We start from the raw sequence: 21128 nt of genomic DNA on the forward strand, positions 1-21128 counted from the left end.
TCCCTACCAGACACCCGCATTCCGGAGAGACCATGATTCTCGAATCCCAACTGAACCCGCGTTCCGCCGACTTCCAGGCCAACGCCGCCGCCATGCGCGCCGTGGTCGACGACCTGCGCCAGCATGTCGAGCGCGTGGCCCACGGCGGGGGCGAGGCGGCCCGCGCCAAGCATGTGGCGCGCGGCAAGCTGCTGCCGCGCGAGCGCGTGGAGATGTTGCTGGACCCCGGCACGCCATTCCTGGAGATCGCGCCGCTAGCCGCGCTGAACATGTACGGCAATGACGCGCCCAGCGCGGGCCTGATCGCGGGCATCGGCCGCGTGAGCGGCATCGACTGCCTGATCGTGTGCAACGACGCCACGGTCAAGGGCGGCACCTACTACCCGATGACGGTGAAGAAACACCTGCGCGCGCAGGAGATCGCCCAGCAAAACCGCCTGCCCTGCATTTATCTGGTGGACTCGGGCGGCGCCAACCTGCCCAACCAGGACGAGGTCTTCCCCGACCGCGACCACTTCGGCCGCATCTTCTACAACCAGGCCAACATGAGCGCGCAGGGCATCGCCCAGATCGCCGTGGTCATGGGCAGCTGCACGGCCGGCGGCGCCTATGTGCCGGCCATGAGCGATGAGACCATCATCGTCAAGAACCAGGGCACCATCTTCCTGGGCGGCCCGCCGCTGGTGAAGGCCGCCACGGGCGAGGTGGTCAGCAGCGAGGATCTGGGCGGCGGCGACGTGCACACGCGCCTGTCGGGCGTGGCCGACCACCTGGCGCACAACGACCTGCACGCGCTGGCACTGGCCCGCGCCGCCGTGGCGAATTTGAATAGAAATCAGCCCGCAGCGCCCGCAGACAAAGCGCCAGCAGCTCCTAAATATGCAGCGCAAGAGCTGTACGGCGTGATCCCCGTGGACACGCGCAAGCCCTTCGACGTGCGCGAGATCATCGCCCGCATCGTCGACGACAGCGCCTTCGACGAGTTCAAGGCCCGCTTCGGCAACACGCTGGTCTGCGGCTTCGCGCGCATCGAGGGCATGGCCGTGGGCATCGTGGCCAACAACGGCATCCTGTTCAGCGAGAGCGCGCAAAAGGGCGCGCACTTCATCGAGCTGTGCTGCCAGCGCAAGATTCCCCTGGTGTTCCTGCAGAACATCACCGGCTTCATGGTGGGCCGCAAGTACGAGAACGAGGGCATCGCGCGCCACGGCGCCAAGATGGTCACGGCCGTGGCCACGGCCAACGTACCCAAGTTCACCGTCATCATCGGCGGCAGCTTCGGCGCCGGCAACTACGGCATGTGCGGCCGCGCCTACAGCCCCCGCTTCCTGTGGATGTGGCCCAACGCGCGCATCAGCGTGATGGGCGGCGAGCAGGCCGCCAGCGTGCTGGCCACCGTCAAGCGCGACGGCATCGAGGGCAAGGGCGGCCAGTGGAGCGCGGAGGAAGAAGAAGCCTTCAAGGCCCCCATCCGCCAGCAGTACGAGCACCAGGGCCACCCCTACTACGCCACGGCCCGCCTGTGGGACGACGGCATCATCGACCCGGCCGACACGCGCCGCGTGCTGGCCCTGGCGCTGGCCGCGTCGCGCCACGCGCCGATCGAGGACATGAAGTTCGGCGTGTTCCGCATGTAAGGAGACAGCAGGCATGAGCGCTCTTTCCGTCCACTACGAAGGCCATCGCGCCACCATCACGCTGACCCAGCCCGAAGTGCGCAACGCCTTCAGCGACGAGGTCATCGCCGAGATCACCGCCGCCTTCCGCGAGGTGGGTGCGCGCGCCGACGTGCGCGCCGTGGTGCTGGCAGCCGAGGGGCCCGCGTTCTGCGCCGGCGCCAACCTGAACTGGATGCGCCGCATGGCCGACTACACGCGCGCCGAGAACCTGCAGGACGCGGCCAAGCTGGCCGAGATGCTGCGCGTGATCTACGAATGCCCCAAGCCCACCGTGGCGCGCGTGCAGGGCGACGTGTACGCCGGCGGCATGGGCCTGGTCGCGGCCTGCGACATGGCCGTGGCGGTGGATACGGCGGGCTTTTGCCTGTCTGAGGTGAAGATCGGACTGATCCCCGCCACCATCAGCCCCTACGTGATCCGCGCCATGGGCGCGCGTGCGGCCCACCGCTATTTCCTCACGGCCGAGCGCTTCGGCGCGCCGGAGGCGCTGCGCATCGGCTTCGTGCACGAGGTGGTGGCCGCCGACCAGCTGGACGCCAAGGTGGACGAGCTGGTCAAGGCGCTGACCGGCGCCAGCCCGAACGCCGTGCTGGCCTGCAAGCAACTCGTGCACCAGGTGGCCGAGCGCGAGATCGACGCCACGCTCATCGCCGCCACGGTGGAGAGCATTGCCGACATCCGCGCGAGCGACGAGGGCCGCGAGGGCGTGCAGGCCTTCCTGCAAAAGCGCAAGCCGTCCTGGCTGAACGGCTGAGGACGAGGCCGCCGCCATGGAAGCGCTCTGGCTGCAGTTCGTGCAATGGCTGCACACGCTGGGCCTGCATGTGGATGCGGGCACGGCGCGCGACGTGGCGGAAGGCGCGGCGCGCGCGGGCGAGGCCGTGGCGCAACTGGACATGGCCGGCCTGCTGGCGCTGGCCGCCGCGCTGGGCTGGGCCAGCGGCATACGGCTGTACGCCGTGGTGTTCCTCGTCGGCATGATGGGCGTGGCCGGCTGGCTGCCGCTGCCGCAGGGCCTGGCACTGCTGGAACACCCGGTGGTGCTCATGGTGAGCGGCTTCATGCTGCTGGTGGAGTTCTTCGCCGACAAGGTGCCCTGGCTCGACAGCGCCTGGGACGCCGTGCATGCCTTCATCCGCGTGCCGGCCGGCGCGCTGCTGGCGGCCGGCGTGTTCGGTGCCGACAACGCCGCCATGGCGCTGGCCGCGGGCCTGCTGGGCGGGTCGCTCTCGGCCACGGCGCTGGCCACCAAGATGACCACACGCGCGGCCGTCAATACCTCGCCCGAGCCGTTTTCCAACTGGGGGCTGTCGTTCCTGGAGGACGGCCTGGTGGTGGGCGTGGTCTGGCTGGCCACGCAGCACCCGGTGGCGTTCGGCTTCGCGCTGGTCGTGGTGCTGGTGGTGTCGGTGCTGCTGATGGCGGCGCTGTTCAAGTTTCTGCGCGCCGTGCTGCGGCGCGTGTCTTCCTTCCTTTCTGATTCCGCCAAGGTGGCCTGAATGTTCCAAAAAATCTTGATTGCAAACCGCGGCGAGATCGCGTGCCGGGTAGCCGCCACCGCACGCCGCATGGGCGTGAAGACCGTCGCCGTGTACTCCGACGCCGACGCCCAGGCCAAGCATGTGGCCGCGTGCGACGAGGCCGTGCACATCGGCGGAAGCGCCCCCAAGGACAGCTACCTGCGCTGGGAGCGCATCATCGAGGCCGCGAAGGCCACGGGCGCCCAGGCCATCCATCCCGGCTACGGCTTCCTGAGCGAGAACGAGGACTTCGCCCAGGCCTGCGCCAGCGCCGGCCTGGTGTTCATCGGCCCGCCCGCCTCGGCCATCCAGGCCATGGGCCTGAAGGCCGAGTCCAAACGCCTGATGGCCAAGGCCCACGTGCCCCTGGTGCCGGGCTACCAGGGCGAGGACCAGGACCCCGCCCTGCTGCAGCGCGAGGCCGACGCCATCGGCTACCCCGTGCTCATCAAGGCCAGCGCCGGCGGCGGCGGCAAGGGCATGCGCCTGGTGGAAAAGGCCGGAGACTTCGCCGCGGCCCTGGAGTCGTGCAAGCGCGAGGCCATCAACAGCTTCGGCAACGATGCCGTGCTGGTCGAGAAATACGTGCTGCGCCCGCGCCACATCGAGATCCAGGTGTTTGGCGACACCCAGGGCAACTGCGTCTACCTGTTCGAGCGCGACTGCTCCGTGCAGCGCCGCCACCAAAAGGTGCTGGAAGAGGCGCCGGCGCCGGGCATGACGCCCGCGCTGCGCCGGCAGATGGGCGAGGCCGCCGTGGCCGCCGCCCAGGCCGTGGGCTACGTGGGTGCGGGCACGGTGGAGTTCATCGTGGAGCAGCCGGGCGGCTACGACCAGCCCGAGGCGATGAAGTTCTACTTCATGGAGATGAACACCCGCCTGCAGGTGGAGCACCCGGTGACCGAGGCCATCACGGGCGAGGACCTGGTGGAGTGGCAGCTGCGCGTGGCCAGCGGGCAGCCCCTGCCCAAGCGCCAGGACGAGCTGAAGATCATCGGCCACGCCATCGAGGCGCGCATCTGCGCCGAGAACCCCGACAACAACTTCCTGCCCGCCACAGGCCGGCTCGACGTGTACCGCAAGCCGGCGTGCACCAGCTTTGAGCGCGGCACGGTGCGCGTGGACGACGGCGTGCGCGAGGGCGACGCCATCAGCCCCTTCTACGACAGCATGATCGCCAAGCTGATCGTGCATGGCGACACGCGCGAGCAGGCGCTGGCGCGGCTCGACGATGCGCTGGCCCAGACCCATATCGTGGGCCTGGCGACCAACGTGCAGTTCCTGCGCCATGTGGCGAAGAGCGCCTCGTTCGCGCAGGCGCGGCTCGACACCGCGCTGATCCAGCGCGAGGAGGCCGTGCTGTTTGCCCAGGAGTCCGTGGGCCTGCCGCTGGCCGCCGCCGCCGCCGTGGCCAGCCAGCTGCAGCGCGAACAGGCGCAGGAAGGCGCCCACCCCTTCAGTCGCCGCGACGGCTGGCGCTCGCTGACGGCCTGCCGCCGCCGCTTCGAGTTCGACTTCGGCGGCGCGCACGCCAAGGCCTGGCTGAGCTACGGCCCGGCCGGCAGCCGCCACCTGACCGTGGGCGAGGGCGCGGATGCCGTGAGCGGCCCGCTGGCCTTCGAGGCGCTGCCCGGCGGCGGCCTGGATCTACAGTTCGCCGACCAGCGCACGCGCGCCATGGTCTACGCACAGGGCGAGAGCGACCACATCTTCACCCCGCGCGGCGCCACGCGCATCGAGGCGCTGGACCTGCTGGCCCATGCGGGCGAGGCCGCCAGCGAGGGCGGGCGCCTCACGGCGCCCATGCCGGGCAAGGTGGTGTCGTTCGCCGTGCAGGCTGGCGACAAGGTGAGCAAGGGCCAGCCCCTGGCCGTGATGGAAGCCATGAAGATGGAGCACACCATCGCCGCGCCCGCCGACGGCGTGGTGGCCGAGCTGCTCTATGCGCCCGGCGACCAGGTGACGGAAGGCGCGGAACTGCTCAGGCTTTCCGCGGCCTGAGGGCGCGCGCGGGCCGGTCGCGGTAGGCTCGGGGCACCATGAAGATCACCTTTTGCTGCACCGACACCCCGGCCGAGCCCTGGCTGCAGGGCCTGACCGCCGCGCTGCGGGGCCTTGACATCGGGGCCGACATCAGCGCCTGGCAACCCGGCGCCCCGCAGGCGGACTACGCCGTGGTATGGGCGCCGCCCCAGCAGTTCATCGACGAGCAGCCCGGCCTGAAGGCGCTGTTCAACATCGGCGCCGGCGTGGACGCGCTGCTCCGGCTGCGCCTGCCGCCGGCCCTGCGCGTGGTGCGCCTGCACGACGCGGGCATGGCCGTGCAGATGGCCGAGTACGTGAGCCATGCGCTGATCCGCCACTTCCGCGAGCTCGACGCCTACGAAACCGACACGCGGGCCGGCCGGTGGACCTTCCGCAAGCCGCTGCTGCGCCAGGATTTCCCCGTGGGCGTGATGGGCCTGGGCGTGCTGGGCGAGCGCGTGGCGCGCACGGTGGCGCAGTTCGACTTTCCGGTGCGGGGCTGGAGCCGCAGCCCCCGGCAGGTCGAGGGCGTGCGCTGCTATAGCGGCGCGCAGGGCTTCGACGAGTTCCTGGCCGCAAGCCGCGTGCTGGTGAACCTGCTTCCGCTCACGCCCGAGACGCGGGACATCCTGAACCGCACCACGCTCTCGCGCCTGCGGCCCGGTGCCTATGTGATCAACGTGGCGCGCGGCGCGCACCTGGTGGACGACGACCTGCTGGCCCTGATCGACAGCGGCCATGTGGCCGGCGCCACGCTGGACGTGTTCCGCACCGAGCCGCTGCCCGCCGGCCACCCGTTCTGGAGCCATCCCCGCATCACGGTCACGCCCCACACCTCGGCGCGCACGCTGCGCGAGGAAAGCATTGCGCAGATCGCCGGCAAGATCGCCGCGCTGGCACGCGGCGAGCCCGTGGCCGGCGTGGTCAACACCGCGCACGGCTACTGATTTCATCCCCCACACACACCATTCAGAGACAAGGCCTTGCCATGAACCCGAACATCCCCTCCCGCGTCAAGCTCGTGGACGTGGGCCCGCGCGACGGGCTGCAAAACGAGAAGCAGCCCGTGCCGGCCGAGATCAAGATCGGCCTGGTGCACCGCCTGCAGGAGGCGGGGCTGAAGGAGATCGAGGTCACCAGCTACGTGAGCCCGAAGTGGGTGCCGCAGATGGCCGACAACCACGAAGTCATGCAGGGCATCACGCGCCTGCCGGGCGTGCGCTACTCGGTGCTCACGCCGAACATGAAGGGCTACGAGGCGGCCGCCATTGACCGGCCCGACGAGATCGTGGTGTTTGGCGCGGCCAGCGAGGCCTTCAGCCAGAAGAACATCAACTGCAGCATCGCCGAGAGCATCGAGCGCTTCGCCCCCGTGGTCGAGGCGGCGCGCGCCGCCGGTATCTACGTGCGCGGCGCCATGAGCTGCACCGTGGGCTGCCCCTACGAGGGCGAGGTGGCGCCCGAGCGCGTGGAATACCTGGCGGGGCTCATGAAGGGCATCGGCGTGCAGCATGTCGGCGTGGCCGACACCATCGGCGTGGGCACGCCGCGCAAGGTGCAGCGTGCCATCGAGGCCACGCTGCGCCACTACGCGCTGGACGATGTGTCCGGCCACTTCCACGACACCTACGGCCAGGCCCTGGCCAATACCCTGGCGGCGCTGGAGCTGGGGGTGTGGCAGTACGATACCTCCGTCGCGGGGCTGGGTGGCTGCCCGTACGCCAAGGGCGCCACGGGCAACGTGGCGACCGAGGACGTGGTCTACATGCTGCACGGCATGGGCATCGACACGGGCATCGACCTGGACAGGCTGGTCGATGCCGGCGCCTACATCAGCGGCTTTCTGGGCCGCAAGCCCCAGTCCCGCGCGGCCACGGCGCTGCTGAACAAGCGCGCCGGCTGAACCACCGACAACGAAAGGACGATGCAGAACATGTGTGGAGCCGAACTCCAGGCCCTGCCCGAGGGCGTGCGCCGCGTGGCCGCCGCGCTCGAGGCCAAGGGCCATCCGCATGCGCCGCGCATGCTCGACAGCGCCGCACGCACCGCCCAGGAGGCGGCGGACGCCCTGGGCATCACGGTGGGCCAGATCGCCAAGAGCATCATCTTCCGGCGCAAGAGCGACGACGCGGCCGTGCTGGTGGTGACCTCGGGCGACCGGCGCGTGGACGAGAAGAAGGTCGATGCCCTGGTGGGCAAGACGGGGCGTGCCGACGCGGAGTTCGTCAAGGCCAAGACCGGCTTCACCATCGGCGGCGTCTCGCCCGTGGCGCATGCGAACGCACCCGTCACGCTGATCGACCGCGAGCTGTTCCGCTTCGACGTGATCTGGGCCGCGGCCGGCCACCCCCACGGGGTGTTCCAGCTGCGCCCGCAGGACCTGGAGGCGCTCACCGGCGCTCCCGTGGCCGATGTGGTGCAGGGGCCTGCGGCATGAGTGATTCAAAATTGATAGCTGCTCGCGCTTATCAGATAAGCGCTGAAGGCCAATTTGACTTGGATTTTGACGAGCCCATCCCCTCGCCCTGCGTGTCCGTGTGCCGCATGACGCCGGACCGCAGCCACTGCGAGGGGTGCTTCCGCACCATCGACGAGATCCGCGCCTGGTCGCAGGCCGACGGCGCGGCGCGCCGCACCATCTGGGCCGCAGCGCTGCAACGTGCCCAGGTGGAGCTGCCCCGGGAACTGGCTTGACGGCCCACCATTTCACACCCCGCCACCCAGGAGCGCCCCGGCCATGAAGCAGATTACCTTCTACCTGGACTTCGTCTCGCCCTATGCCTGGCTGGCCTTCGAACGCCTGCCCCAGGTGCTGGAAGGGCTGAGCTACCACCTGCGCTACAAGCCCGTGCTGCTGGGCGCCCTGCTGCAGCAGCACGCCAACCCCGGCCCGGCCGGCATCCCGCCGAAGCGCGACTGGACCTACCGCCACGCCACCTGGCTGGGCCATGCGCAGGGCTGCGGCCTGGACATGCCGGCGCGCCACCCGTTCAACCCCCTGCCGCTGCTGCGCCAGGCCCTGGCCTGCAGCGACGACGGCACGACCAACCGCTTCGTCACGGGCACGGTGCTGCGCCATGTCTGGCTGGGCGGCCAGGACGCGCTGGCCCCCCCGCGCCTGGAGGCCCTGGCACAGGCGCTGGAGGAGCAGTTGCGCCCCGACCCCGCTGGCACGGGCGCCGCGGCCAAGGCCCTGCTGCGCGCCAACACCGACGAGGCCACGGCCCGCGGCGTGTTCGGCGTGCCGGCCTTCGAGGTCGATGGCCGCCTGTTCTGGGGGCTGGACAGCCTGCCCATGCTGCGCGCCTACCTGGACGGCGACACCTGGTTTGACGGCCCCGCCTGGGAAGCGGCGCCTGGCGTGCCCTCGGGCCTGCCGCCCCGGGGCTGAGCCCCGGCAGCGGCCCCGGCCGCTATACCATCCCATCACTATAAAAACCCACCATCCTTGGAGAGAGGCATCACTTGAACATGCAACGTCGACAATTCATGGCCGCGGTCACCACCGCCGTGGCTGCATCGGGAGTTCCGCTGTCCGCCTTGGCGGCAGGCAAGCCCATCCGCATCATCGTTCCCTACTCCGCCGGCGGCGCCATCGATCTGAGCGTGCGCAAGATGGCCACCGTGCTGGAGCCCGAGCTGGGCACCATCATCGTGGACAACCGCCCGGGCGGCGGCGGCGGCATCGGCATGACGGCCCTGGCGCGCGCCCCGGCGGACGGGCTGACGCTGGGCGTGGCAGCAGTGGCGACGAACGCCATCAACCCCTGGCTCTTCAAGACGCTGCCCTACGACCCGATCAAGGACTTTGCCCCCCTGACGCAGATGACGCGCGTGCCCAACGCGCTGGTGGTGAACGCCGAGGTGGCGAAAAAGCGCGGCATCGAGACGTTTGCGGACTTCATCGCCCACGCCAAGAAGGAGTCGGGCAAGCTGACCTACGGCAGCGGCGGCAACGGCAGCGCCGGCCACCTGGCGGGCGAACTGCTCAAGCGCGCGCTCCAGAGCGACATCGTGCACGTGCCCTACAACGGCGGCGCGCCGTCGCAGCTGGCGCTGCTGTCCGGGCAGGTGGACTTTTCCTTTGACAACCTCGCCAGCGCAGCCGCCAACATGCGCGCCGGCAAGCTCAAGGTGCTGGCGGTGACCACGGCCCAGCGCAGCCCCCTGCTGGAGGGAACGCCCGCCGTGGCCGAGACGTTCAAGGGCTTCTCCATCGACACCTGGTGGGGGCTGGTCGCGCCCGCGGGCACCCCGGCCGACGTGGCGCGGCGCCTGAACGCGGCCATCGTCAAGGCACTCCACAGCCCCGAAGTGGCCGCCCTCTACCGCGACATGATGATGGAGACCGTGACCAACCAGCCCGAGGCGTTCGGCGAGTTCATGCGCCAGGAGCTGGCGCGCTACCAGGACATCGTGCGCCTGAGCGGCGCGAGCGTCACGTGAACACGGCCGCCCCGGACCTCCCCGTGCCTGCGCTGCTGGACCGGCACACGGTCTTCATCACCGGGGCGGGCCAGGGCATCGGCGCGGCGGTGGCCCACGGCCTTGCGGCCATGGGCGCCCATGTGGTGGCCAGCGACGTCCACGGCCCGGCGGCCCAAGGCACGGCCCAGGCCATCCGCGACGCCGGCCACTCGGCCTTGGGCCTGGCGCTGGATGTGTCCGACGCCCAGGCCTGCCGCGAGGCCGCAGCCGCCCTGCGGCTGGAGCCCGGCCACCGGCTGGTGCTGGTCAACAACGCGGGCGTGCGGCCCAAGCACGCCTTCGACAGCAGCGACCGCGACGCGCAATGGCGGCGCACCATGGACATCAACCTCGATGGCGTGCGCAACACCATCCTGGCCTTCCAGGACCTGCTGGCCGCCACCGGCGGCAATGTCATCAACGTGGGCTCGCTCGCAGCGTCGCGCGCAGCGGCGCATTCGATCGCCTACTCCACGTCCAAGGCCGCCGTCGAGATGCTCACCAAGGTGATGGCGCTGGAGCTGGCGCCGCAGGGCATCCGCGTCAATGCGGTCGCGCCGGGCGTGATGCTGACGGCCATGACGGAGCAAACGCGCAAGGACCCCAAGCATGTGGAGTACATGCTGCGCCGCATTCCGATGAAGCGCTATGGCGAGCCCGGGGAAATCGCGGGCCCCATCGCCTTCCTGGCATCGCCGCTGGCCAGCTATGTCACCGCCACGGTGCTCCAGGTCGATGGCGGCTATCTCGCGACCTGAACACCGGCCCTGAGGGACGCCCCAGCCAGTAAGGGCGAACCTGGCCCGGGGCGTTTTGCCGCACATCAAGGGTTTTTCCCTGCTAGGAAAAACCCTGGGGCATCGGTGAGTGAATTCCCGTCTTTGGCTGGCCATCCACGGTGAACCCGGGGGTGGCAGGTCGGCATTTCCCGCATCAAGAAATGCGGACAACGGGTTTACACGGATTCTGTCAGTCGCCGGTAAGCATGGAACAACGGAATGGCCGGGCACGTGTCAGCTTTCGGTCAGACGGCGGCCCGATATTGCGCCGCAAGCACCGCAGAGTGCTTCCAGATCGTCAGTTTTCGCGCGCTTCGATCTTTCGCGCATCCGATTCCATCCCAACAGGAGACAGCATCCATGGCTACCAGCACTGCCTACGCAGGCCCCGGCGCCGCCGCCCGGCCCATGTCGCCGGAAGAGAAGAAGGTGATTTTCGCCTCCTCGCTCGGCACCGTTTTCGAGTGGTACGACTTCTACCTCTACGGCTCTCTGGCGGCCATCATCGCCAAGCAATTCTTCAGCGGCCTGGACGCCGGCGCCGCGTTCATCTTCGCGCTGCTGGCCTTTGCCGCGGGCTTCCTGGTGCGCCCCTTCGGCGCACTGGTGTTCGGCCGGCTGGGCGACATGATCGGCCGCAAGTACACGTTCCTGGTCACCATCCTGATCATGGGCGTCTCGACCTTCATCGTCGGCATCCTGCCCAACTACGCCAGCATCGGCGTGGCCGCTCCCGTCATCCTGATCGCGCTGCGCATGCTGCAGGGCCTGGCACTGGGCGGTGAGTACGGCGGTGCCGCCACCTATGTGGCCGAGCACGCCCCCCACGGCAAGCGCGGCGCCTACACGTCGTGGATCCAGACCACCGCCACGCTGGGCCTGTTCCTGTCGCTGCTGGTGATTCTGGGCACGCGCACGGCCATGGGCGAACCGGCGTTCAACGACTGGGGCTGGCGCATTCCGTTCCTGGTATCCATCCTGCTGCTGGGCGTCTCGGTGTGGATTCGCCTGTCGCTGTCCGAATCGCCCGCCTTCCAGAAGATGAAGGCCGAGGGCAAGACCTCCAAGGCACCGCTGGCCGAGTCCTTCGGCCAATGGAAGAACCTGAAAGTCGTGATCCTGGCGCTGATCGGCCTGACCGCCGGCCAGGCCGTGGTCTGGTACACGGGCCAGTTCTATGCCCTGTTCTTCCTCACGCAGCAGCTCAAGGTGGATGCCGTCACGGCCAACCTGCTGATCGCGGCCGCCCTGCTGATCGGCACGCCCTTCTTCGTGATCTTCGGTTCGCTGTCCGACAAGATCGGCCGCAAGCCCATCATCATGCTGGGCTGCGTGCTGGCCGTGCTGACCTACTTCCCGGTCTTCAAGGCGCTGACGAGCGCCGCCAACCCCGATCTGGCCAATGCACAAGCCACGGCCGGCGTGGTGGTGACCGCCGACCCCGCCACCTGCTCGTTCCAGGGCAACCCCGTGGCACGTGAGATCGACTTCAAGAGCTCCTGCGACATCGCCAAGCGCTATCTGGTGCAAAACTCCGTGAGCTATGACAACGCCGTCGGCGCCCCCGGCTCTCCCGCCGTCGTGAAGATCGGCGACAAGGTCGTCACCGCGCCTGTCGGCAATGTGGTGAACCACAAGTTCGATGAGGACAGCGTCAAGGCCATCGCCGCCTTCAAGAAGGAAATGAGCGAAGACCTGAAGCTGGCCGGCTACCCCACCAAGGCCGACCCTGCCAAGATGAACAAGGTCATGATGCTGGTCATCCTGGCCTACCTGGTGATCCTGGTAACCATGGTCTACGGCCCCATCGCCGCCATGCTGGTGGAACTGTTCCCCACGCGCATCCGCTACACCTCGATGAGCCTGCCGTACCACATCGGCAACGGCTGGTTCGGCGGCCTGCTGCCCACGACCTCGTTCGCCATCGTGGCCTCCACCGGCAACATGTACAACGGCCTGTGGTACCCCATCGTCATCGCCGGCATGACGGCCGTGATCGGCACGCTGTTCATCCGCGAGACCAAGGACGTGGACATCTACGCCGACGATTGATGCCATCTCCATCGATCTAGGGTTTGCCCTAGTTCACCCCCAGACCGCCACACCTTTGCTTGCGCGAAAGTGTGGCGGTAAAACATCAGGGGTGTTATGGCGGAGACATTCATGTGTGTTAACCAGATCGTTACACCTAGAATTTGCGCCGTAGTTGCACATTGTGCTAACCGGCCGAATGCAGGCGGCGAGCTGTGCCTACCACACCCGATGGACACAAGCATTCAAGGAAATCAAATGCAAAAACCAAGTCGTTTGCTGCTCGCCACCCTGGCTCTGCTGGGTACTTCTGCTGTCTTCGCGCAAAGCAGCGTGACCATTTACGGTCGCGTGAACACCTCGGTGGAGCGCCAGAAGGTCGGTGGCACCAGCAACACCGTCATGCAGAACAACTCGTCGCGCTTCGGCTTCAAGGGCACGGAAGACCTGGGCGGCGGCCTGAAGGCCGGCTTCCAACTGGAAAGCGGCTTCAACTCCGACACAGGCACGGGCTCCGGCTGGACCCACCCGACGACCGGCATGTCCTTCGCGCGCCAGAGCGAAGTGAACCTGTCCGGCGGCTTCGGTATGGTTCGCCTGGGCAACTTCACGCCCGAGTCGTACTACGCGACGGCCGACTACGTGAGCATGCACAACCATGACACGGGTACCTCTTCCGACGCTTTCTACCAAGACCCCGTCTGGTTCAACGGCCTGAGCACCACGAACAAGATCGGCTATCGCTCGCCCAGCCTGGGAGGCCTGACGATCGATGCTTCCGTGAACCTGCACGAGAAGACCTCCGGCGGCAAGAACGGCTACGACCTGGCTGCCAACTACAACATCGGCGCACTGAACCTGGGCGCTGGCTACAGCCAGGTGGACGGCGACAAGCAGCTGGGTCTGCGCGCTCTGTACACCTTCGGCCAGTTCGTGGTCGGCGGCTACTACCAGCGCAACGACGAAGACCTGCTGGGCAAGCGCAACAACTTCCGCCTGGCCGGTGCCTACATGATGGGCGCTTCCGAGTTCCACCTGAACGTGGGCCGTGCCGGCAAGTGGGACAACGTGCCTGACAGCGCCGCCACGCAGTACACGCTGGGCTACAACTACAACCTGAGCAAGCGCACCAAGGTGTACGCCTTCTACACGAAGGTGGACAACAAGGCCGGTGCGAGCTACCTCACTGGCACTGCCGGCGCGGACTTCAGCTCCCTGGCTCTGGGCGTTCGCCACAACTTCTGATATGTGGCAGCGTAAGCTGCCTGAAACCCAAGCCTGATTCAATTTGGACAGGGCTTGCAATCAGAAAAAAACAGGCCTCACACATGCATGTGTGAGGCCTTTTTGTTGGTCGCGCCTCATTCCGTTGACGACAATTTTCAGGAGATGAGCATGTGGAAGATCGTGGTAGGTTTTGTGGTGTTTGCGGCAATTGCGCTGTTCGTGATCATGAAGGCGGGGGACCAGGTGGACATGAGTGGTGAAAAGCACGGCACAGATGCCATGCATGTGCCTGAGCCGGCGGCAACACCCGCCTCCAACCCCGGCAGTGCTGCGCAGTAGGCGCCTGCTGACGCCCTGCGGGGCGTACCGTGGCCCTACCGCAGCATGGGCAGTACGGTACGGATGATCTGTATAACCGCGGGCCCCAGGATCACCATGATCACTGACGGGAAGATGAACAGCACCAAGGGCGCCAGCAGTTTGGTTGGCACCTTGGCCGCCCGCTCCTCGGCCATGACCTGCCTCTTGTGACGCAGGTCTTCCGAAAACACGCGCAGCGACTCGCCAATGCTCGTGCCAAATCGGTCGGCCTGCGTCAGCATGGCGGCAAAGGTTCCAATTTCCTCGACGCCCGTGCGCAGCGCCAGGTTGCGCAGCGCCTTTTCGCGCGTGCCACCGGCGCGCATCTCCAGGGTGGTCAGGTGCAACTCCTCGGCCAATGCTGCGCTTCTGCGACTCATCTCGTCAGTGACCTTGACCAGGCTGGCATCCAATCCCAGACCGGCCTCCATGCACACGAGCATCAGGTCGGTCGCATCGGGGAAGCTCTCGAAGATCTCGCGCTGACGACTTGATCGTGCCCAATAAAGAAACAGGTTGGGCAAATAGACGCCTACCAGGGCCGCGCTGCTGACATACAAGAGCAGATGCATTTCCGTGGCCGTTCCTAGCGCTCGGCTGGCCATGAAGCTCAACCCGGCCAACAGCAGCGGCAACACCGTTTTGGCCGCGAAGTAGTACAGACGGACATGGTCGCCCCGCAAACCGGCATTGAGAAAATGCGTGCGCAGCGGTGAGTTTTCCCACTCCCCCTCGGGCAGGGACAGGCGCGCCAGAGGGCCGGCCACCTTCAGTGCAGTTTCACTCCAGGATTCACGCCCCTCGGGTTCCGACAGCTCACGCAAGCGCTGCTCGGTGCGAGAGGGTGCCCAGAAGACGTAGCCCGCAATCACCATCAGTGAAAGCGACACGAAGATCAGGATGGAGAGCAGCAGCATGGCAGGCCCTTCTCAGACGCGAATACGGACGATTTTCCGCATGATCAATCCGCCAATGAGCATCATGAACAGCAGTGTTTTGATCATGGATATGCCAATGGGGTCGGTCCACAGCACACCGATGAACTTGGGGTTGAACAGCTGCAGAATGCCAGCCAGAGCGAAGGGCATCAGCATGAGGATCCATGCGGAAAGCCGCCCCTCCGACGAAAGCACTCGCACCTTGGCCAGCAGGCGCGCCCGCTCCCGCAGGAGATGGCTGAGGCCGGTCAGGATTTCCGTCAGGTTGCCTCCGGACTCGCGCTGTATCAGCACCGCCACGGTGAAGTAGCGCAGATCGGTCAGCGGCACACGTTCGGACAGGTGGTGCAGTGCCTGCTGCAGCGAGATGCCGTAGTTGATCTCGTCGTGGACCGTGCGCAGCTCGCCGGCGATAGGCTCCGGCAGCTCATCGCCCGCCATCTTGATCCCCGCTGTGAAGGCATGCCCCGCGCGTAGCGCACGCGCAAGCAGGTCCAGCGCGTCGGGCAACTGCTCACCCAGCTTGGTCAAGCGGCGGCTGCGCCGCCACTGCACATAGGCCAGCGGCAACAGCCCCACGCCCACGCCCACCGTCAAGGCCAGCAGCGTGGAGAGCTGCAGCAGTTGCTGCGCCAGCAGCGTCCCGACCGCGAAAGCTCCCAGACACCCCAGGAGCAGCCCACCTACGGGCCAGCCCAGCCCGGACTGGAGCACGAAGCGATCCACCTCCCGCAAGCGGGGCAGCCGCTCCAGCATCCGCTGGGCCCACGGCGACTCGTTGAGCATGCGCTGCTTGAGGACCGAAGTGCTGTCGGAGGTCGCAGACAGCGCCCGCAGACGCTTCTTGAGCAGGGACGCCTCTGGGCCACGGTACGCCAGCCACAGCAGGTACAGGCCTTCGACGAGCAGCAGCACCGCAACCCCGAGCAGCACGGCCAGCACAAGAAAGTTGAACCCTGAAAAAAGCTCCTTCATGGTGCTACCCCTCACTGGTAATGGCGAAGCGGGTCGAACATGCTGTCGGGCAGCTTCACGCCAAAGGCCTGCAGCCGCTCGCTGAACTTGGGCCGCACGCCCGTGGCCTGGAAATGCCCCTGCACCTTGCCATCTGCACCAATTCCGGTTTGACGGAACGTGAAGATTTCCTGCATGGTGATGACCTCGCCCTCCATGCCGGTCACCTCTTGGATGCTGGTGACCTTGCGGCGCCCGTCGATCAAACGCAGCGACTGCACCACGACGGTGATGGCCGATGCGATCTGCTGGCGCACGGCCCTGTGCGGCATGTTCAGGTTGGCCATGCCCACCATGTTCTCCAGCCGGGAAATCGCATCACGGGGGGTGTTGGCGTGGATGGTCGTGAGTGATCCCTCATGCCCGGTGTTCATGGCCTGCAGCATGTCGAACGCCTCGGCACCGCGAACTTCGCCGATCACGATCCGGTCGGGGCGCATGCGCAAGGCGTTGCGCACCAGAGCGCGCTGGGTGATCTCACCCTTCCCCTCGATGTTCATGGGCCGCGTTTCCAGTCGCACCACGTGCGGCTGCTGCATCTGCAGCTCGGCGGCATCTTCAATGGTGACGACTCGCTCGCTCTCCGGAATGAAGCCCGACAGAATGTTCAGCAGCGTCGTTTTTCCCGCACCCGTTCCGCCCGAAATCAGAATATTGACCTTGGACTTGATCAGCCCCTCCAGCAACTGCCCCATCTCAGGCGTGAGCGTCTTGAGCGCGTCGCTGATCAGGTTCTCCATGCGCAACGGGATATGGGCGAAGCGGCGGATCGACATCATGGGCCCGTCAAGCGCCACCGGCGGAATGACCGCATTGACGCGCGAGCCGTCGGGTAGCCGCGCATCCACCATCGGACTGCTCTCGTCAATGCGACGCCCCACCAGGGACACGATCTTGTCGATGATGCGCAGCAAGTGCTTCTCGTCGGTGAAGGTCACCGGCGTGAGCTCCAGCCTCCCCTTGCGCTCTACGTAGACCTGCTGCCACGAGTTGACCAGGATGTCCGAAACCGACGGATCCGCCATCAGCAGCTCCAGCGGACCAAATCCCAGCATCTCGTGCTGGATGTCACGCACCAGCATGGCCCGCTCTGCCTCATTGACGGCAGCCTGCTCCTCCTGGATCAAACGCTCGACCATCGAGGCTATCTCGCGGCGCAACTGCTCGGCCTGCAACACCTCCAGCGCGGCCAAATCCATTTGCTCCAACAGCTTCAGATGTAGCCGCCCCTTCAACGCCTTGTAGGCGTCGGCGCCCGCAGGGGCTTGCGGGCGCGCCATTGCGTTGGTGGTCAGCACGTTCAGGCGCGCGCGCAGCGAGGAGCCGCTGTCTACGGCGGCGATGTCGGGTTGAACAGCAGCATTCATGTCAGGCCCTCCGGAATAGGCGGCCCAACAGGCCGCGCTGGGTTTCATCGGCACGCGGTCGCAGCGTGCGCGCCAGCTCGTCCAACTGGCGCACGACGCTGCCGGTTCTGGACTTGCGGGCAATCGGGTCTCCGCTATTGATGGACGAGTGCACGTCGCGCCAGGCATTGGGCACCGTGCTGATGCGGCCGACGCCCAGCGAACGCTGGATTTCATCCAGGCTGATCTCGCCGCCCTTGTCGTAGCGATTCACGATGAGCTCAAAGCGATCATCCGGATAACCCAGGGCGCGGAACGCCTGCAGCAAACGCCGGGCATTGCGCAGATCCGGTAGCGAGGGCTGCAGTACCGGATAGATGCGCCAGGATCTGTCGAGCACTGCAATGGCCATGGGGTCCAGGCAGCGCGGCAGATCGACCAGCACGAAGTCGTACTGGCTGACCGCCAGATCGATGATGGCAGTGACATGCTCCGGGCGCACGTCCCCTGCCTGCGCCAGATCCTCTGGGGCTGGCAACATGCTGAAGCCGGCATCAATCTTGACGGTGCTGGCCGCCAGCAGCGAGGCGTCCAGCCGGTAGATGTCCCGCGCCACATCGGCCACGGTAGTGGGCGGCTTGCCGTCGTGCACGAAGGACAGCGCATCCCCGAACTGCAGATTCAGATCCATCAGCAGCACCGAGCTGTCCTGTGCCAGTTGCCAACCCAGGTTGGTGGCCAGAAAGGTCGCGCCGCTGCCGCCCTTGCACGGCATGAAGGAAAGGACCTTGCCCTTGCGCTGTATCTTGCCTTTGAGTTTGTACGCTACCCGCTCCACCGCAGGCCGAAGAACATCTGCGGCAACCGGCGAAGGCAGCACCTCCCTGACCCCGGCCCGCATGGCCTGCAACAGGAACTCTGGCGCGTGGCTGGAGCACAGCAACAACACAGTGATGCCTGGGTGTTGGGCAGTGACCTGCTCAACGTACACCAACTCATGAGGATCGTGGCACATACCGTCCACCAGGATCAGGTCGGGGTTCTCCTTGTCGGCCACCTCGCGCATCCGGCTCTTGCCGCCATCGAACAGCAGCGTTTCGTACGCGCTAGAGAGCACATGCCCGATTTCCTTCAGGTGCTGGGGATTGGGTGAAATGACGGCGATTTTCATGGTGGACCTTCAGGAAGCATCAGACGGCCTGCACAGCACGCTATCGCTGAGAGGATCCTGACGCATGGCTTCACGCGTCAGATAGGTGGAGAAAGACGGCATGGGCAGATCCAGCGCGCCAACCAGGCCCGCGAGCGGGGAAATCCACTGGTAGTTCAGGTCGGTGATGCCCACGCGCACACCCACGCAATTGCCAGACGAGCAAGAGGGAGGGTCCCATTCGATGCTGACTCTGTCGATTTGCGGCAACATCGCCCGCATACGGTCGCGGACCTCGCTGGCTTCGCGCGTGCTGTCACAAACGGCTGCATGGCGTGCGCCGATGCGTGTGGCCTCGCTGGCAGCGTTCCAGGTGAACAGCATCCGGGAGAAATCCAGGATCGCGAGCATGAACATCAGGAAAAGCAGGAACACCAGCGCAAACTCAATGATGGTCGCGCCCCGTTGACTGTGTTTCACAGGTGGCTCCTCATGGTGGCGGCAATGTCTGGAAACTGCAGCGCCCCAAACGTGATGCCGAAGGCATTGGTGAACATCGACTCGAACTGGTAACCCGTGATGCGCACGGTCACTGTGTTGATGACAGGAACCGTACCCGCGGTCTCCCAGACAGGATCGGGAACATTGGAGGTGTTAAGGCCTGGCAGTTGCGGCACAGCGCGTGCTTCAACGCTGCCGTAGACAACCAGGTTGCGGGCCTGCGTCGTACCCGTTCCAGGGGTCTGCGTGGACAGATAGCGGCTTGCCTCCCGAACGCTTTTGGTGAGGGTGTTGTAGTGCAACAGGGCCCGGCCCAGCTCGGTGGTGATGAACGTCAGCATCAGCAGCACGGGCAGCACGAGGGCGAACTCGATGATGGCCACGCCACGCTGAAGGGTGTGTGCGCTTCGCATGATGGCTCCTATCGCACCAGTACCGGCACCAGTGCACCGACGCTGCCTCCAGGCAAACCGTTGGTGGTGCAGGGCACGCCCGGCGCCCCCGCACGGCCGATGAATTCGAGTTGCACGGGCTGCATTGGAATACTGATGGGTTGGAGCATCAGCATGCAGCCGTAGTCTTGGACTCTGCCGGGATAGGTCATGGTGATGGGCACCGTCACGACACGACGGTTGAAGACGCCGAACTCTGCATGGCCGTCCTGCGCCGTCGCCCCCGGTGGTGCTATCTTGTTGAAGCCGCCGCCAACCGATCGGCCCATGATGGCCGAGCAGCTGCCAGCCCCTGTCATCCGGGTTCCGGTATCGGCACAAGAGGCAAAAGCCGCCTGCTTGGTGGTGTAGTTGGAAGCCGTAGAGTGCGCGCCAGCGGGTGTCGGGCCCTGGTAGGCGCTGTTGCCACTTGGCCAGTTCGTCGTGGTGTAGGCGTACCCGCTGGCGTCGGGCTGCATGTAAGGTCGCTCGGGTCCGCCCGCGTTCCGGTAGATGCCGAACCTTGCGTTCCAGGCATCGGCAATCGATGCCTGGACACCGGGGGTGCCCAACGGTTCATCTACGCGAACATCGCACCGTCCCTGCAGCATCTCGTGCTCGGTTTCGGAAGCACTGTTGCTCCCGTCCAGATTGGCCCAGCCAATGTAGCCATTGGTGCCCCCTCCTGCCCCCATCAGCAGCGTGACCCATTCACCGGGTGTGTAACCATAGTTGGGCGGGCCGTCGCCAGGGTGCTTGGGACGAAGGGCCAAGGGTACGGGGCAACTGGTCTGTGATGCACCACGCGTCGCCACAGCACGCGCGGCCACATCACGGGCATCGGGGTAGGAGGCCGGGCCGAAGACGGCCGCCAAGGCCTGCAGCAGCCACATCTGTACGCCGGGCTGCTCGTGGGCACACTCCACGTAACGTGCCGCTGAGCCGTTGGCGGTGGGGTCGTAGTTCAGGTCGAAGAAGCGGAAGTCGGTAGCTGTGATCCGGCCCTTGCCGTCCCAGTCGGCCGACTGAAGGTTGACTCGGTTGAGATTGCCTGCCGTGATGCCTGCGCTCCTGGCTCGGTCGAGGGCGGAGGCGGTACCGTCCAGTTCCTGGGCCGCCGCAAGTGCGCAGCTGTCCATGGCGGTTTGGAGCTCGGACTTGACGATGAACAGGCGCCCGAAATCGAGCGCAATGCCCATGAACCCCAGAAGAAACAACAGGAACAGGGCTGCGGTGATCAAGGTGGCCCCCCGTTGGCGGCGAGTGTGTGATCGCATGGTCGGCTCCGCTGCATCTGACGTTCCATGACGGGGAACCGCACCTACTAGGCAGTTCCCCGTCAACTCAATGCGCCACGTCGTGGATCAGGGAGTCACGGCTGTGCAACCGTTGCCCGACAGGCAACTCTCGACGCGAGTGACGAAGCCAGACAGGCCGTTGTCGAGGTTGGCGATCGCAACGATCAGGGCAATGGAAACCACCGCGATGATCAGCGCGTATTCAATGACTTGAGCACCGTCGTCTTCCCGGGCGAAGTCGCGGATGAAGTTCTGGATCGTGTTCATGGTGTCCGCCTTTCAATTTGAAGAAATCAACAACAAAGGGAATCTCTTTCAGGATCGGGATTAGGGTTCCGCTTCATGTCATGGCAGGCTCCTTT

The 21128-nt window shown here is 66.3% G+C and carries 22 protein-coding genes; 14 read left to right on the forward strand and 8 right to left on the reverse strand.

All coding sequences use genetic code 11. The annotated features are described in order from the left end of the window. Window positions 1–32 precede the first annotated feature (32 nt). The 14 genes from BP68_RS18595 (at window position 33) to BP68_RS18660 (ending at window position 14067) form a co-directional block, all read left to right on the forward strand. Window positions 33–1637 carry a carboxyl transferase domain-containing protein gene (locus tag BP68_RS18595; RefSeq protein WP_496374554.1) on the forward strand — a complete coding sequence of 535 codons (1605 nt, stop codon included), beginning with the start codon at window positions 33–35 and terminating at the stop codon, window positions 1635–1637. Between the two features lie 13 nt (window positions 1638–1650). Continuing rightward, window positions 1651–2433 (forward strand): enoyl-CoA hydratase/isomerase family protein, encoded by a 783-nt coding sequence (locus BP68_RS18600; RefSeq protein WP_496374555.1) that lies wholly within the window; start codon window positions 1651–1653, stop codon window positions 2431–2433. A 16-nt stretch (window positions 2434–2449) separates the two neighbouring features. Then, entirely contained in the window at window positions 2450–3178 is a 729-nt protein-coding gene (locus BP68_RS18605) for a DUF4126 domain-containing protein (protein ID WP_496374557.1), read from the forward strand. After that, window positions 3179–5200, forward strand: a complete 2022-nt coding sequence (locus BP68_RS18610; protein WP_496374559.1) for an ATP-binding protein — start codon at window positions 3179–3181, stop codon at window positions 5198–5200. A 38-nt stretch (window positions 5201–5238) separates the two neighbouring features. Further along, window positions 5239–6171 carry a 2-hydroxyacid dehydrogenase gene (locus BP68_RS18615; protein ID WP_496374561.1) on the forward strand — a complete coding sequence of 311 codons (933 nt, stop codon included), beginning with the start codon at window positions 5239–5241 and terminating at the stop codon, window positions 6169–6171. A gap of 41 nt (window positions 6172–6212) precedes the next feature. Beyond that, window positions 6213–7127 (forward strand): hydroxymethylglutaryl-CoA lyase, encoded by a 915-nt coding sequence (locus BP68_RS18620; protein WP_496374563.1) that lies wholly within the window; start codon window positions 6213–6215, stop codon window positions 7125–7127. 30 nt (window positions 7128–7157) lie between these two features. Beyond that, window positions 7158–7661: a YbaK/EbsC family protein gene (locus tag BP68_RS18625; RefSeq protein WP_496374613.1), complete on the forward strand. Its 504-nt coding sequence runs from the start codon at window positions 7158–7160 to the stop codon at window positions 7659–7661. After that, a complete protein-coding gene (locus BP68_RS18630) occupies window positions 7658–7918 on the forward strand; it encodes a DUF1289 domain-containing protein (RefSeq protein ID WP_496374565.1) in 261 nt (86 codons plus the stop codon). The genes BP68_RS18625 and BP68_RS18630 overlap by 4 nt, the downstream gene beginning before the upstream one ends. A 43-nt stretch (window positions 7919–7961) precedes the next feature. Further along, complete coding sequence (locus BP68_RS18635) at window positions 7962–8615, forward strand: 2-hydroxychromene-2-carboxylate isomerase (RefSeq protein ID WP_496374567.1); 654 nt, start codon at window positions 7962–7964, stop codon at window positions 8613–8615. An 80-nt stretch (window positions 8616–8695) separates the two neighbouring features. Next, window positions 8696–9670, forward strand: a complete 975-nt coding sequence (locus BP68_RS18640) for a Bug family tripartite tricarboxylate transporter substrate binding protein (protein WP_496374569.1) — start codon at window positions 8696–8698, stop codon at window positions 9668–9670. A 23-nt stretch (window positions 9671–9693) separates the two neighbouring features. Then, entirely contained in the window at window positions 9694–10449 is a 756-nt protein-coding gene (locus tag BP68_RS18645) for an SDR family NAD(P)-dependent oxidoreductase (protein WP_496374571.1), read from the forward strand. 381 nt (window positions 10450–10830) lie between these two features. Further along, entirely contained in the window at window positions 10831–12522 is a 1692-nt protein-coding gene (locus BP68_RS18650) for an MFS transporter (protein WP_496374573.1), read from the forward strand. Window positions 12523–12759: 237 nt separating this feature from the next. Continuing rightward, complete coding sequence (locus BP68_RS18655; protein WP_496374575.1) at window positions 12760–13746, forward strand: porin; 987 nt, start codon at window positions 12760–12762, stop codon at window positions 13744–13746. Window positions 13747–13896: 150 nt separating this feature from the next. Beyond that, window positions 13897–14067, forward strand: coding sequence for a hypothetical protein (locus tag BP68_RS18660; protein WP_496374577.1), 171 nt, complete (start codon window positions 13897–13899; stop codon window positions 14065–14067). 35 nt (window positions 14068–14102) lie between these two features. Here BP68_RS18660 and BP68_RS18665 read toward each other — a convergent pair whose 3' ends face one another. The 8 genes from BP68_RS18665 to BP68_RS18700 form a co-directional block, all read right to left on the reverse strand. Next, the gene (locus BP68_RS18665; protein ID WP_496374579.1) at window positions 14103–15005 is read right to left on the reverse strand and encodes a type II secretion system F family protein; all 903 of its coding nucleotides are present in this window, start codon (window positions 15003–15005) and stop codon (window positions 14103–14105) included. A gap of 12 nt (window positions 15006–15017) precedes the next feature. Continuing rightward, the gene (locus tag BP68_RS18670) at window positions 15018–16001 is read right to left on the reverse strand and encodes a type II secretion system F family protein (RefSeq protein WP_496374581.1); all 984 of its coding nucleotides are present in this window, start codon (window positions 15999–16001) and stop codon (window positions 15018–15020) included. A gap of 11 nt (window positions 16002–16012) precedes the next feature. Further along, the gene (locus BP68_RS18675; RefSeq protein WP_496374615.1) at window positions 16013–17320 is read right to left on the reverse strand and encodes a TadA family conjugal transfer-associated ATPase; all 1308 of its coding nucleotides are present in this window, start codon (window positions 17318–17320) and stop codon (window positions 16013–16015) included. A gap of 88 nt (window positions 17321–17408) precedes the next feature. Then, window positions 17409–18557 (reverse strand): CpaE/TadZ family protein, encoded by a 1149-nt coding sequence (locus BP68_RS18680; RefSeq protein WP_496374583.1) that lies wholly within the window; start codon window positions 18555–18557, stop codon window positions 17409–17411. A 9-nt stretch (window positions 18558–18566) separates the two neighbouring features. After that, window positions 18567–19016 (reverse strand): TadE/TadG family type IV pilus assembly protein, encoded by a 450-nt coding sequence (locus tag BP68_RS18685; protein ID WP_496374585.1) that lies wholly within the window; start codon window positions 19014–19016, stop codon window positions 18567–18569. Next, the gene (locus BP68_RS18690; RefSeq protein ID WP_496374587.1) at window positions 19013–19450 is read right to left on the reverse strand and encodes a TadE/TadG family type IV pilus assembly protein; all 438 of its coding nucleotides are present in this window, start codon (window positions 19448–19450) and stop codon (window positions 19013–19015) included. The genes BP68_RS18685 and BP68_RS18690 overlap by 4 nt, the downstream gene beginning before the upstream one ends. An 8-nt stretch (window positions 19451–19458) precedes the next feature. Beyond that, entirely contained in the window at window positions 19459–20709 is a 1251-nt protein-coding gene (locus BP68_RS18695) for a pilus assembly protein TadG-related protein (protein WP_496374589.1), read from the reverse strand. A gap of 123 nt (window positions 20710–20832) precedes the next feature. Then, entirely contained in the window at window positions 20833–21033 is a 201-nt protein-coding gene (locus BP68_RS18700) for a Flp family type IVb pilin (RefSeq protein WP_496374591.1), read from the reverse strand. Window positions 21034–21128: the final 95 nt, after the last annotated feature.

The sequence above is a fragment of the Diaphorobacter oryzae DSM 22780 genome, from assembly GCF_059568935.1.

What these genes read in the sequence shown, in the direction of transcription:
- BP68_RS18595 (WP_496374554.1), top strand. Translation starts at nt 33, where the DNA reads ATGATTCTCGAATCCCAACTGAACCCGCGTTCCGCCGACTTCCAGGCC.
- BP68_RS18600 (WP_496374555.1), top strand. Translation starts at nt 1,651, where the DNA reads ATGAGCGCTCTTTCCGTCCACTACGAAGGCCATCGCGCCACCATCACG.
- BP68_RS18605 (WP_496374557.1), top strand. Translation starts at nt 2,450, where the DNA reads ATGGAAGCGCTCTGGCTGCAGTTCGTGCAATGGCTGCACACGCTGGGC.
- BP68_RS18610 (WP_496374559.1), top strand. Translation starts at nt 3,179, where the DNA reads ATGTTCCAAAAAATCTTGATTGCAAACCGCGGCGAGATCGCGTGCCGG.
- BP68_RS18615 (WP_496374561.1), top strand. Translation starts at nt 5,239, where the DNA reads ATGAAGATCACCTTTTGCTGCACCGACACCCCGGCCGAGCCCTGGCTG.
- BP68_RS18620 (WP_496374563.1), top strand. Translation starts at nt 6,213, where the DNA reads ATGAACCCGAACATCCCCTCCCGCGTCAAGCTCGTGGACGTGGGCCCG.
- BP68_RS18625 (WP_496374613.1), top strand. Translation starts at nt 7,158, where the DNA reads ATGTGTGGAGCCGAACTCCAGGCCCTGCCCGAGGGCGTGCGCCGCGTG.
- BP68_RS18630 (WP_496374565.1), top strand. Translation starts at nt 7,658, where the DNA reads ATGAGTGATTCAAAATTGATAGCTGCTCGCGCTTATCAGATAAGCGCT.
- BP68_RS18635 (WP_496374567.1), top strand. Translation starts at nt 7,962, where the DNA reads ATGAAGCAGATTACCTTCTACCTGGACTTCGTCTCGCCCTATGCCTGG.
- BP68_RS18640 (WP_496374569.1), top strand. Translation starts at nt 8,696, where the DNA reads ATGCAACGTCGACAATTCATGGCCGCGGTCACCACCGCCGTGGCTGCA.
- BP68_RS18650 (WP_496374573.1), top strand. Translation starts at nt 10,831, where the DNA reads ATGGCTACCAGCACTGCCTACGCAGGCCCCGGCGCCGCCGCCCGGCCC.
- BP68_RS18655 (WP_496374575.1), top strand. Translation starts at nt 12,760, where the DNA reads ATGCAAAAACCAAGTCGTTTGCTGCTCGCCACCCTGGCTCTGCTGGGT.
- BP68_RS18660 (WP_496374577.1), top strand. Translation starts at nt 13,897, where the DNA reads ATGTGGAAGATCGTGGTAGGTTTTGTGGTGTTTGCGGCAATTGCGCTG.
- BP68_RS18665 (WP_496374579.1), bottom strand. Translation starts at nt 15,005, where the DNA reads ATGCTGCTGCTCTCCATCCTGATCTTCGTGTCGCTTTCACTGATGGTG.
- BP68_RS18670 (WP_496374581.1), bottom strand. Translation starts at nt 16,001, where the DNA reads ATGAAGGAGCTTTTTTCAGGGTTCAACTTTCTTGTGCTGGCCGTGCTG.
- BP68_RS18675 (WP_496374615.1), bottom strand. Translation starts at nt 17,320, where the DNA reads ATGGCGCGCCCGCAAGCCCCTGCGGGCGCCGACGCCTACAAGGCGTTG.
- BP68_RS18680 (WP_496374583.1), bottom strand. Translation starts at nt 18,557, where the DNA reads ATGAAAATCGCCGTCATTTCACCCAATCCCCAGCACCTGAAGGAAATC.
- BP68_RS18690 (WP_496374587.1), bottom strand. Translation starts at nt 19,450, where the DNA reads ATGCGAAGCGCACACACCCTTCAGCGTGGCGTGGCCATCATCGAGTTC.
- BP68_RS18700 (WP_496374591.1), bottom strand. Translation starts at nt 21,033, where the DNA reads ATGAACACGATCCAGAACTTCATCCGCGACTTCGCCCGGGAAGACGAC.